Origin of the sequence: Pseudomonas sp. 8BK (genome assembly GCF_902506475.1) — a bacterium.
In the GTDB taxonomy this organism is placed as follows: Bacteria; Pseudomonadota; Gammaproteobacteria; order Pseudomonadales; family Pseudomonadaceae; genus Aquipseudomonas; species Aquipseudomonas anguilliseptica.
Genome location: NZ_LR733252.1, coordinates 298,556 through 310,800, shown reverse-complemented (window position 1 = coordinate 310,800; position 12,245 = coordinate 298,556). Strand labels below are relative to the sequence as shown.

Sequence of the window (12,245 nt, the reverse complement as noted above, 5' to 3'; positions counted from 1 at the left end):
TGATATCCCCGCTCTGATGGATTCTGAAATGACCGACCAGACCACCCGCCTCCCCGTTCGCCGTGCCTTGATCAGCGTTTCCGACAAGACCGGCATCCTCGAGTTTGCCCGCGAGCTCGTCGCCCTGAATGTGGAAATTCTCTCCACTGGCGGCACTTACAAGCTGCTCAAGGACAACGGCATCGCCGCCGTGGAAGTGGCCGACTACACCGGCTTCCCGGAAATGATGGACGGTCGCGTCAAGACCCTGCACCCGAAGATCCACGGCGGCATCCTTGGCCGTCGCGCCATCGACGGCGCAGTAATGGACGAGCACGGTATCAAGCCGATCGACCTGGTCGCGGTCAACCTCTACCCCTTCGCAGCCACTGTAGCCAAGCCGGGTTGTGACCTGGCCGACGCCATCGAGAACATCGACATCGGCGGCCCGACCATGGTCCGCTCTGCCGCGAAGAACCATAAAGACGTGGCCATCGTGGTCAACGCCAGCGACTACGCCGACATCGTCGATAGCCTCAAGGCCGGCGGCCTGAGCTACGCTCAGCGCTTCGACCTGGCCCTCAAGGCCTTCGAGCATACCGCCGCCTACGACGGCATGATCGCCAACTACCTGGGCACCATCGACCAGAGCCGCGACACCCTCTCCACCGAAGAGCGCGGCGCCTTCCCGCGTACCTTCAACAGCCAGTTCATCAAGGCCCAGGAAATGCGCTACGGCGAGAACCCGCACCAGAGCGCAGCGTTCTACGTGGAAGCACAGAAGGGCGAGACGAGCGTCGCCAGCGCCATCCAGCTACAGGGCAAGGAACTGTCGTTCAACAACGTCGCAGACACCGACGCCGCGCTGGAATGTGTGAAGAGCTTCGTCAAACCGGCCTGTGTCATCGTCAAGCACGCCAACCCGTGCGGCGTGGCCGTGGCCCTGGACAGCGAAGGCGGCATCCGCCAGGCCTATGAACTGGCCTACGCCACTGACACTGAATCCGCGTTTGGCGGCATCATCGCCTTCAACCGTGAACTGGACGGCGAAACAGCGAAAGCTATCGTCGAGCGCCAGTTCGTCGAAGTGATCATCGCCCCGAAAATTTCCCAGGCCGCCCGCGATGTCGTCGCCGCCAAGGCCAACGTACGCCTGCTGGAGTGCGGCGAGTGGCCGGCCGAACGCAGCGCTGGCTGGGACTTCAAGCGCGTCAACGGCGGCCTGCTGGTGCAGAGCCGCGACATTGGCATGATCAAGGCGGAAGACCTGAAGATCGTCACCCAGCGCGCACCGAGCGAGCAGGAAATCCATGACCTGATCTTCGCCTGGAAAGTGGCCAAGTTCGTCAAATCCAACGCAATTGTTTACGCCAAGGGCCGCCAGACCATCGGCGTCGGCGCCGGCCAGATGAGCCGCGTCAACTCTGCCCGTATCGCCGCGATCAAGGCCGAGCACGCAGGCCTGCAGGTTGCCGGCTCGGTAATGGCCTCCGACGCCTTCTTCCCGTTCCGCGATGGCCTGGACAACGCGGCGGCCAATGGCATCACTGCGGTGATCCAGCCGGGTGGTTCGATGCGCGATGCCGAAGTGATTGCTGCTGCCGACGAAGCGGGTATTGCGATGGTGTTTACCGGCATGCGCCACTTCCGTCATTGATTGGCTGGTGGATGGCTGCGGCCATCCACCCTACTTCGTACCGATTTCGTAGGGTGGATAGCGCTTTTTCTATCCACCAACCGGGCTACCAGCCCGCCTCCACAAGGAGATAAAGATGAACGTGCTGATCATTGGCAGCGGCGGTCGTGAACACGCCCTGGCCTGGAAAGTGGCGCAGGACAAACGTGTCGAGAAGGTCTTCGTTGCCCCGGGCAACGCTGGCACCGCCACCGAAGCTAAATGCGAGAACGTCGCCATCGACGTACTGGCCATTGAGCAACTGGCCGACTTCGCCGAGAAGAATGTGCAGCTGACCATAGTTGGGCCAGAAGCGCCGCTGGTGAAGGGCGTGGTCGACCTGTTCCGCGCGCGCAAGCTGGACATCTTTGGCCCCACCGCCGCCGCCGCCCAGCTGGAAGGCTCCAAGGCCTTCACCAAGGACTTCCTGGCGCGCCACAACATTCCCACCGCCGACTACCAGAACTTCACCGAAGTCGAGCCGGCCCTGGCCTATCTGCGCGAGAAAGGCGCACCGATCGTGATCAAGGCCGACGGCCTCGCCGCCGGTAAAGGCGTGATCGTCGCCATGACCCTGACAGAAGCCGAAGACGCCGTGCGCGACATGCTGTCCGGCAACGCCTTCGGCGACGCCGGCGCCCGCGTGGTGATCGAGGAGTTCCTCGATGGCGAAGAAGCCAGCTTTATCGTCATGGTCGACGGCGAAAATGTGCTGCCGATGGCCACCAGCCAGGACCACAAGCGCGTCGGCGACGGCGACAGCGGCCCGAACACAGGCGGCATGGGCGCTTACTCGCCGGCCCCGGTGGTCACAGCCGAGGTGCACCAGCGCGTAATGGACGAAGTCATCTACCCGACCGTGCGTGGCATGGCCAGCGAAGGCAACGTCTACACCGGTTTCCTCTACGCAGGACTGATGATCGACAAGGCTGGCAAGCCCAAAGTTATCGAGTTCAACTGCCGCTTCGGCGACCCAGAAACCCAGCCGATCATGTGCCGCCTGGAATCCTCTCTGGTGCTGCTGGTCGAAGCCGCATTGGCCAAGGCGCTGGACAAGGTCGAAGCCACCTGGGATCCGCGCCCGACTGTAGGCGTAGTGATCGCTGCTGGTGGTTACCCGGCCGATTACGCCAAGGGCGATGTGATCGAAGGTCTGGATGCAGCCGCACAATTGGAGGGCAAAGTCTTCCATGCAGGCACCGCGCTGAAGGACGGCCAGATCGTCACCGCAGGTGGCCGTGTACTCTGCGCCACCGCCATCGGTCGTACGGTTGAAGAAGCTCAGCAGCAGGCCTATCGCCTGGCCGAGAAGATTCGCTGGAACGGTAGCTTTTACCGCAACGATATCGGTTACCGCGCCATTGCCCGCGAACGCGGGGATAAGTGAAGGTAAATAAAGGGTAAAACACGACAAAGGTGGCCAATTGGCCACCTTTGTCATATTTCCCTCGCGAACAGCTTGGCTATAATCCGACCACTTATTACTGAAGGGACTTCACTGTGCGCCGGCTGAGGATTGCCACTTACCTGCTACTCAGCACGCTGCTGATGGCGCTCACCGTAGCGTCGGCTCAGGCAGGGGCGCAGGCATCCTGGTCAAGCCTTACCGACCCGAGTGCCGATCTGCAACTCAATGATGTAAGCAGCCCCGAGCGCCAGGCACAGTTCCGCCCCACCGATCTCACCCAGCTTTACACCCCCGGCGGCAACAGCGCGCTATGGCTGCATCACCGCATGCCGGCCAACACCGATGCGCAGATGCTGCGAGTATTCGCGCCCTACCTGGCCTACCTCGACCTCTACGTGCTGCAAGGCAATACGCTGATCGAGCAAGCGCACACCGGCAGCAACCTGCCGTTTTCCAGCCGCCCCCTGGCCAGCCGCGACTTCCTCCTGCCACTGCCCAAAGCCGAACAGCCGCTGGATATCTACCTGCGCCTGGCCTCGGAACATTCACTGCGCCCCAGCATTACCCTGCAAAGCGCGCAAGCCATGGTCGCCGATGACAACCGCCCGCTGCTGTTCGGCCTGCTGCTCGGCTGCCTCGGCATGCTGGTGGCCTACAACCTGGTGCGCTTTGCCTACACCCGGGCCGTGAGCGGCCTGTGGCTGGCAGCCACCCAGGTCTGCCAGCTGGTGGCGGTGGTCAGCCTGCTTGGGATCAGCACGCCCTGGCTCAGCGAATGGCAAAGCCTGCAGCCACAGATCGCCAACCTGTCGATGCTGCTGGCCGCACTCTGTGCCCTGTGTTTTACCGCCAGCTTTTTCCACAAGGTCTGCCCGAGCACGCCGCTGAACCACCTGCTCACCGGCGAAGTGGTGGTCATTAGCCTGGTTTGCGTGGCCCTGCTGGTGGCAACCAATCTGCAGTTCAATCAGCTGGTCTACCTGCTCAACGCCGTCGCCGGCCTGAGCATCCTCATGGTTGCATTGACACACTGGCGCCATGGCTACAAGCCGGCACGGCTGTTCAGCCTGGCGGCGCTGCTGTTCTGTGCAGCCTTTATCTGCGCCCTGCCAATCCTGTTCGGCTACTGGGCGGTGCAGAGTGAGTGGATGGCTTACGGCCTGCTCGCCGTCACCGCCGTCAGCGGTTTTATCCTCAGTATGGCCTTGAGCGAGCGACAGCGACGCATCATGCAGGACCAGTTCAGCACCAGCCGCGCCCTCGCCGCCAGCTCCGCCGAATTGAAAGCCAAGGCGGAATTTCTTGCCAAGATCAGCCACGAAATCCGCACCCCGATGAATGGCGTGCTGGGTATGACCGAGCTGTTGCTCGGCACCCCGCTGTCCGCCAAGCAACGTGACTACGTACAGACCATCCACAGCTCGGGCAACGAGCTGCTTACCCTGATCAACGAAATCCTCGATATCTCCAAGCTCGAATCCGGGCAGATCGAGCTGGATGACGTGCAGTTTGACCTCAACGCGCTGATCGAAGACTGCCTAGATATCTTCCGCGCCAAGGCCGAACAGCAGAAGGTCGAGCTGATCAGCTTTATGCAGCCGCAAGTGCCACGGGTGATCAGCGGTGACCCCACCCGCCTGCGCCAGACTCTGCTGAGCCTGCTGGATAACGCCTTTAAACAGACCGATGAAGGCGAAATTCTTCTGGTCGTGGCCCTCGACACCAATACCGAGCAGCCGCGCCTGCGCATCGCCGTGCAGGACAGCGGCAAGCCGCTGGATGCCAGCGAGCGCGATGCGCTGCTGAATGCCGAACTGCACAGCAAGGACTTCCTTGCCGCGACCAAACTCGGTGGCCGCCTTGGCCTGATCATCGCCCGCCAGCTAGTGCGCTTAATGGAAGGCGAGTTCGGCATCCAGAGCGGCGGCAGCCAGGGTTCGACCCTGTGGCTGACCCTGCCCCTGGACGCTACACGCCTGGAGCAACCTACCGCCGACCTCGACACCTCGCTGCAAGGCGCGCGCCTGCTGGTGGTGGATGACAACGACACCTGCCGCAAGGTTCTGGTGCAGCAGTGCAGCGCCTGGGGCATGCAGGTCAGTGCCGTACCGTCGGGCAAGGAAGCCATGGCCCTGCTGCGCACCAAGGCGCATCTGCGCGAATACTTCGATGCAGTGCTGCTCGATCAGGACATGCCCGGCATGACCGGCATGCAGCTGGCCGCTCGGATCAAGGAAGACGCCAACCTCAATCACGACATTCTGGTGATCATGCTCACCGGCATCAGCAATGCGCCAAGCAAGATCATCGCGCGCAACGCCGGGATCAAACGCATCCTGGCCAAACCGGTGGCTGGCTACACCCTGAAGACCACCCTGGCCGATGAACTGGCGCAGCGCGGCAAGGGCGACTCACCGATGTTCAACCCGGCACCACAGAGCACACCACTGAACGTGCCCAATGACTTCCGCATCCTGGTGGCCGAGGACAACACCATCTCCACCAAGGTGATCCGCGGCATGCTCGGCAAGCTCAACCTGCAGCCCGACACCGCCAGCAATGGCGAAGAGGCTCTCAGCGCAATGAAGGCCCAGCAGTACGACCTGGTGCTGATGGACTGCGAAATGCCGGTGCTCGACGGCTTTTCCGCCACCGAGCAGCTGCGTGCCTGGGAAACCGCCGAACAGCGCGCACGCACCCCAGTGGTCGCGCTTACCGCGCATATCCTCAATGAGCACAAGGAGCGCGCGCGCCAAGTCGGTATGGACGGGCACATGTCCAAACCGGTGGAAATGTCGCAACTGCGCGAGCTGATCGAACACTGGGTTGCCGAACGGGAAATCCGCCGCCAACGCGACGCCCTGCCGTCCTGAGCAGGGTTGATTGCCCGGCAACCGATACACGCTTACCCTGCCACCCTTCTTTATCGAGACGAGTCCTTTCCATGGCGTCCGCGCTGTTCAGCCTGTATTTGAAACTGCTGGTGCTCTATAGCCCGTTCTTCGTGCTGTCGTGTTTTATTGGCCTGAGCCGTGGTTACACGGTCAAGGAGCGCAAGCGCCTGGCCTGGAAGGTCGCCGCCGGCGTGCTGATCGCCAGCGTGCTGCTGTACCTGTTCGGCAAACACATCTTTACCCTGTTTGGCATCACCATCGACGCCTTCCGCATCGGTGCCGGCAGCGTGCTGTTTATCTCGGCCCTCGGCATGGCCCAGGGCAAATCGGCGGTGCAGAGCGACAACGTGCAACAGGACGTGACCATCGTGCCGCTGACCATCCCGCTCACCGTCGGCCCCGGCACCATCGGTGCGCTGCTGCTGATGGGTGCCAGCCAGCCGGACTGGGGCGACAAGGCCGTGGCCGTGCTGGGCATAGCCCTGGCCAGCCTCACAGTGGGCGTGGTGCTGTACCTGTCCAACCAGTTCGAGCGCCTGCTCGGCGACCAGGGCCTGCAGATTGTCAGCCGTCTGATGGGCCTGTTCGTTTGCGCGCTGGCCGCGCAGATCATCTTTACCGGGGTAAAGAACTACCTGGTGCTGTAATTTCATCCGGGCTACGCCGCTGCACCATCCGCTTGCAGCGCGGCCCCAGCACGGTGCAGCGCACCTCTCTCATCCCGCCGCCCGCAGCGCCAGAATCAAGCTAAGCACTTGAAATAGAAGTATTTATAAAAACTGGCATCCTCATTGCTCTAGCGATTCCAACTTGGATACAAGATGGAATCTCGAAGCATGTCCAACGCACCGATCGCTTTCACCCTCGCGCAATGGCAACAGGCCTACCGTGACGGCCAATCCCCTGCCGAACTGCTGCACGCCCTGCGCCTGGAACTGCGCACCGATGACAGCGCCTGGATCGTCCTGGCCAGCGAAGCTCAGCTCAACAGCCAACTCGATACGGTGTCAGCGCGGCTCGATGCGGCCAACGGCGAGCTAAGCACGCTGCCGCTGTACGGCGTGCCCTTCGCCATCAAGGACAACATCGACGCCGCCGGCTGGCCCACCACCGCGGCCTGCCCCGAGTTCGCCTACAGCGCCGCCGCCGACGCCACAGTCGTCGCTCGCCTGCGTGCCGCCGGCGCCATCCTCATTGGCAAGACCAACCTCGACCAGTTCGCCACCGGCCTGGTCGGCACCCGCTCGCCCCACGGCGCAGTAAGCAACAGCTTCAACCCGGACTACGTCAGCGGCGGCTCCAGCTCCGGCTCGGCCAGCGTAGTGGCGCGCGGCCTGGTGCCCTTCGCGCTGGGCACCGACACCGCTGGCTCCGGCCGCGTGCCGGCCGGCTTCAACAATATCGTCGGGCTCAAGCCGACCAAGGGCTGGCTGCCGAATACCGGCCTGGTGCCGGCCTGCAGGACCCTGGACTGCATCTCGGTATTTGCCCTGACCGTGGCCGATGCCCAGAGCATCGCGCAGATCGCCGGCGGCTACGACAGTGCCGATCCCTACAGCCGCAAGAACCCCTCCAGCGCCAAGGTCGGCATGCCTGCCAAACCGCGCCTGGCAGTGCCGTCCAACCCCGAGTTCTTCGGCGACGTACAGAACCAGGCGGTATTCGAACAGACCCTGGGCAAACTGCGCGAACTCGGTGCCGAGCTGGTGGAGATCGACTTCGCCCCCTTCCAGCAACTGGCCGAGCAGCTCTACTACGGCTCCTGGGTCGCCGAGCGCACCGTCGCCGTCGAAGGCGTGAACCCCGAACATATCAATCCGGTGGTGCGCGGCATCGTCGAGAACGGCCATAAGTACAGCGCCTGCGATGCCTACAAGGCCGAGTACATTCGCGCCGAGCTGAGTCGCGTCATCAACGACGTCCTGGCCGGCTTCGATGCCCTGGTGGTGCCAACCTCGCCGACCATTCGCAGCCTCGCCGAGATGGAGCAGGAGCCAGTGCTGTTCAACAGCCAGTTCGGCAGCTACACCAACTTCACCAACCTCGCCGACCTCTCCGCCCTGGCCGTGCCCGCCGGCTTTCGCGAAGACGGCCTGCCGGCCGGCATCACCCTGATCGCGCCGGCCTGGCACGACCAGGCACTGGCCGCCCTCGGCCAGCGCTGGCAGCAGGCGCTCGCCCTGCCGCTGGGAGCCACCGGCAAGCCGCTGCCGGCGCAAACCGCCAACGACAAGCCAGCCCCCGGCTGCGTGCGCGTGGCGGTGGTTGGCGCGCACCTGACCGGCATGCCGCTGAACTTCCAGCTCACCACTCGCGATGCCGTGCTGGTCGAGCAGACCACCAGCACCGCCAGCTACCGCCTCTATGCCCTGCCCGGCACCGTGCCGCCCAAACCGGGCCTGGCGCGGGTCGCCGAGGACGGCGCCGAGATCATCGTCGAGCTGTGGGACATGCCGCAGGCGCGCTTCGGCGAATTCGTCGCCGAGATCCCGCCGCCGCTGGGCATCGGCAACCTGGAGCTGGCCGACGGTCGCTGGGTCAAGGGTTTCATCTGCGAGCCCTACGCGCTGGATGGCGCGCGCGATATCACCAGCTTCGGTGGCTGGCGCGCCTATATCGCCAGCCTGCGAGCCGCCAAGAACTAAGGAAGGGATAACCCATGTTCCATACCGTACTGATCGCAAACAGAGGCGAGATCGCCGTCCGCGCCATCCGCACGCTCAAACGCCTTGGGGTCAAAAGCGTCGCTGTTTACTCCGACGCCGACCGCAATGCCCAACACGTACGCGACGCCGATATCGCCATCGCCCTGGGTGGCGACAAGCCGGCCGACAGTTACCTGCGTATCGACAAGATACTCGCCGCCGCGCAGGAAACCGGTGCCCAGGCGATCTACCCCGGCTATGGCTTCCTTTCGGAAAGCGCCGAGTTCGCCGATGCCTGCGAAGCCGCGGGGATCGCCTTCATTGGCCCGACCGGCGAGCAGATTCGCGAGTTCGGTCTCAAGCACCGCGCCCGTGAACTGGCCGCCCAGGCCCAGGTGCCGATGGCACCGGGCACCGGCCTGCTGCAGAGCCTGGAAGAAGCGCTGAGCGCCGCTGCAAGCATCGGCTATCCGGTGATGCTCAAGACCACCGCAGGCGGTGGCGGCATCGGCCTGACCCGCTGCAGCGATGCCGCTGCGCTGGAAAGCACCTACGAAAGCGTCAAGCGCATGGGCGAGCAGTTCTTCAGCGATGCCGGGGTATTCCTCGAGCGTTTCGTCGATCAGGCGCGGCATGTCGAGGTACAGATTTTTGGCGACGGTGCCGGGCGCGTTGCCGCACTCGGCGAGCGCGACTGCTCGCTGCAGCGGCGCAACCAGAAGGTGGTCGAGGAGACCCCGGCGCCGAACCTGCCGCAGGCCACCCGCGAGCGTTTGCATGCCGCAGCCGTACAGCTCGGCGAGTCGGTGAACTACCGCAGCGCCGGCACCGTGGAATTCATCTACGACGCCGCCCACGACGACTTCTACTTCCTCGAAGTGAACACCCGCCTGCAGGTCGAGCACCCGGTCACCGAGATGGTTACCGGCCTGGATCTGATCGAGTGCATGCTGCGCGTGGCCGCAGGCGATGCGCTGGACTGGCCCGCACTTGACCGCGCCCCGCAAGGTGCCGCCATCGAAGTGCGGATCTACGCCGAAGACCCGTTGAAGAATTTCCAGCCCAGCCCGGGCGTGCTCACCGATGTGCACTTCCCCGCCGACGTACGCGTCGACGGCTGGGTCAGCACCGGCAGCGAGGTCTCGGCCTTCTACGACCCGATGATCGCCAAGCTGATCGTCCATGCCAACACCCGCGCGGAGGCCATCGCCAAGCTGCAAAAAGCCTTGGGCGAAACCCGCCTGCACGGCATCGCCAGCAACCTCGACTACCTGCGCCAGGTGGTGGCCGATGAGCGCTTCGCCACAGGCCAGGTATGGACGCGCCTGCTCGACAGCTTCACGTTCAAGGCCAGCGTCATCGAAGTACTGGAGCCCGGCACCTATTCCAGCGTGCAGGATTACCCCGGCCGCCTCGGCTACTGGGATATCGGCGTGCCGCCGTCCGGGCCGATGGACGACTTCGCCTTCCGCCTGGCCAACCGTATCGTCGGCAACGTAGCTGAAGCGGCCGGCCTGGAATTTACCCTGCAAGGCCCGACGCTGCGCTTTCACAGCGATGCGCTGATCGCCCTGACCGGCGCCGACTGCCCGGCCACCCTGGACGAGGCGCCAGTGGCCTACTGGCAGCCAGTCGTGGTCAAGGCCGGTCAGGTGCTCAAGCTGGGCCGCGCGCTCAGCGGCTGCCGCACCTATCTGGCCGTGCGCAATGGCCTGGACGTACCGCTGTACCTGGGCAGCCGCTCCACCTTCGCCCTTGGCCAGTTCGGCGGGCATGCCGGGCGCACCCTGCGTACCGCCGACATGCTGGCCATCTCCCAGCCCGAGTTGCCGGCCTGCACCACGCCTGCGCCGGTCGCCCCGCCACAGGCGGCGCACCCGAGCCTGATCCCCAGCTACGGCACCACCTGGAACATCGGCGTGCTGTATGGCCCGCACGGCGCGCCGGACTTCTTCACCGCCGATGCCATCGAGGAGTTCTTCGCCGCCGAATGGGAGGTGCACTACAACTCCAACCGTCTCGGCGTGCGTCTGAGCGGCCCTAAACCGAGCTGGGCACGTGCCGACGGCGGCGAAGCCGGCCTGCACCCATCCAACGTGCATGACTGCGAATACGCCATCGGCTCGATCAACTTCACCGGCGACTTCCCGGTGATCCTGACCAAGGACGGTCCCAGCCTCGGTGGTTTCGTCTGCCCGGTGACCATCGCCAAGGGCGAGCTGTGGAAGGTCGGCCAGGTCAAGCCCGGCGACAAGCTGCGCTTCCACCCCATCGGTTTCCAGCAGGCGCAGAGCCTGGAGCAGGCGCAACTGGGCAGCATCGAAGCCCTGGCGGCGATCAGCGCGGTGACCCTGCCGGCGCCGTCGCTGCAACCAGACGCCACGGTTTCCGCCACCGTGCTGGCCGAGCTGCCGGCCGAGGGCAGCCGCCCGCGGGCGGTGTATCGCCAGGCGGGTGATGCCTACATCCTGCTGGAATATGGCGACAACGTTCTGGATCTGGCCCTGCGCCTGCGCGTGCACCTGCTGATGGAAGCGCTCAAGGCCGAACCGCTGCGCGGCCTGGAAGAACTCGCCCCTGGCGTGCGCTCGCTGCAACTGCGCTACGACAGCCGCGTGCTGCACCAGCGCACCCTGCTCGACCACCTGCTGCGCCTGGAGCGCCAGCTCGGTGATGTCGCCGAACTCAAGGTGCCGACCCGTATCGTCCATCTGCCCATGGCCTTCGAGGACAGCGCCACCCTCGCCGCTGTCGAGCGCTACCGCGAAACCGTGCGCAGCGAGGCGCCCTGGCTGCCGAACAACGTCGACTTCATCCAGCGCGCCAATGGCCTGGAAAGCCGCGAGCAGGTGCGCGACATCCTGTTCGACGCCAGCTACCTGATTCTCGGCCTCGGCGACGTCTACCTCGACGCGCCCTGCGCCGTGCCACTGGACCCACGCCATCGCCTGCTCAGCTCCAAGTACAACCCGGCGCGCACCTTCACCGCCGAAGGCACCGTGGGCATCGGCGGCATGTACATGTGCATCTACGGCATGGACTCGCCCGGCGGCTATCAACTGGTCGGTCGCACCCTGCCGATCTGGAACAAGTACGTGAAGAACGCCCAGTTCGAGAATGGCCAGCCCTGGCTGCTGCGCTTCTTCGATCAGGTGCGCTTCTACCCGGTCGGCGAGGCCGAGCTGTATGCATTCCGCGAAGCCTTCCGCGAGGGCCGCGCGCAGGTGCGCATCGAGCACAGCGAGTTCGACTTTGCCGAGTACCAGCGCTTTCTCGACGCCAACGCAGGCAGCATTCAAGCCTTCCAGAACCAGCAGAAGGCCGCCTTCGACGCCGAAGTGCAGCTGTGGCGTGACGACGACCCAAGCGAGGCCGCCGTACTGATCAACGGTCCGGATGAAGATGGCGACAACGACGGCCATATGGTCAACGCCGAGATGAGCGGCAGCGTATGGAAGGTGCTGGTCGAGCCCGGTCAGCAGGTGGAAGCCGGCACGCCGCTGCTGGTGGTCGAGGCGATGAAAATGGAACTGGCGGTAACCGCACCGGTGGCCGGCACGGTCAAGTCGTTGCGCTGCGCACCCGGCAAGGCGGTTACCCCTGGCGATGCGCTGCTGTTGCTCGCCCCCACCGAGGCGGCCTGA

Annotated in this window: 6 protein-coding genes; all 6 read left to right on the top strand. The window is 64.4% G+C overall.

Going from position 1 to position 12,245, the window contains the following annotated elements; translation table 11 throughout:
• Window positions 1–28 precede the first annotated feature (28 nt).
• The 6 genes from purH (at window position 29) to uca (ending at window position 12,245) form a co-directional block, all read left to right on the top strand.
• Window positions 29–1,636 (top strand): bifunctional phosphoribosylaminoimidazolecarboxamide formyltransferase/IMP cyclohydrolase, encoded by a 1,608-nt coding sequence (purH, locus tag ACIN8IBEIGE_RS01345; RefSeq protein ID WP_160013070.1) that lies wholly within the window; start codon window positions 29–31, stop codon window positions 1,634–1,636.
• 115 nt (window positions 1,637–1,751) lie between these two features.
• The gene (gene purD, locus ACIN8IBEIGE_RS01340; RefSeq protein WP_160013069.1) at window positions 1,752–3,041 is read left to right on the top strand and encodes a phosphoribosylamine--glycine ligase; all 1,290 of its coding nucleotides are present in this window, start codon (window positions 1,752–1,754) and stop codon (window positions 3,039–3,041) included.
• 113 nt (window positions 3,042–3,154) lie between these two features.
• The gene (locus tag ACIN8IBEIGE_RS01335) at window positions 3,155–5,935 is read left to right on the top strand and encodes a hybrid sensor histidine kinase/response regulator (RefSeq protein ID WP_218579694.1); all 2,781 of its coding nucleotides are present in this window, start codon (window positions 3,155–3,157) and stop codon (window positions 5,933–5,935) included.
• Between the two features lie 71 nt (window positions 5,936–6,006).
• Window positions 6,007–6,603 carry a MarC family protein gene (locus ACIN8IBEIGE_RS01330; RefSeq protein ID WP_160013068.1) on the top strand — a complete coding sequence of 199 codons (597 nt, stop codon included), beginning with the start codon at window positions 6,007–6,009 and terminating at the stop codon, window positions 6,601–6,603.
• Between the two features lie 189 nt (window positions 6,604–6,792).
• Entirely contained in the window at window positions 6,793–8,601 is a 1,809-nt protein-coding gene (gene atzF / locus ACIN8IBEIGE_RS01325; protein WP_178124316.1) for an allophanate hydrolase, read from the top strand.
• A 14-nt stretch (window positions 8,602–8,615) separates the two neighbouring features.
• Window positions 8,616–12,245 carry an urea carboxylase gene (gene uca, locus ACIN8IBEIGE_RS01320; protein ID WP_160013066.1) on the top strand — a complete coding sequence of 1,210 codons (3,630 nt, stop codon included), beginning with the start codon at window positions 8,616–8,618 and terminating at the stop codon, window positions 12,243–12,245.

What these genes read in the sequence shown, in the direction of transcription:
- purH (WP_160013070.1), top strand. Translation starts at nt 29, where the DNA reads ATGACCGACCAGACCACCCGCCTCCCCGTTCGCCGTGCCTTGATCAGC.
- ACIN8IBEIGE_RS01330 (WP_160013068.1), top strand. Translation starts at nt 6,007, where the DNA reads ATGGCGTCCGCGCTGTTCAGCCTGTATTTGAAACTGCTGGTGCTCTAT.
- uca (WP_160013066.1), top strand. Translation starts at nt 8,616, where the DNA reads ATGTTCCATACCGTACTGATCGCAAACAGAGGCGAGATCGCCGTCCGC.
- purD (WP_160013069.1), top strand. Translation starts at nt 1,752, where the DNA reads ATGAACGTGCTGATCATTGGCAGCGGCGGTCGTGAACACGCCCTGGCC.
- atzF (WP_178124316.1), top strand. Translation starts at nt 6,793, where the DNA reads ATGTCCAACGCACCGATCGCTTTCACCCTCGCGCAATGGCAACAGGCC.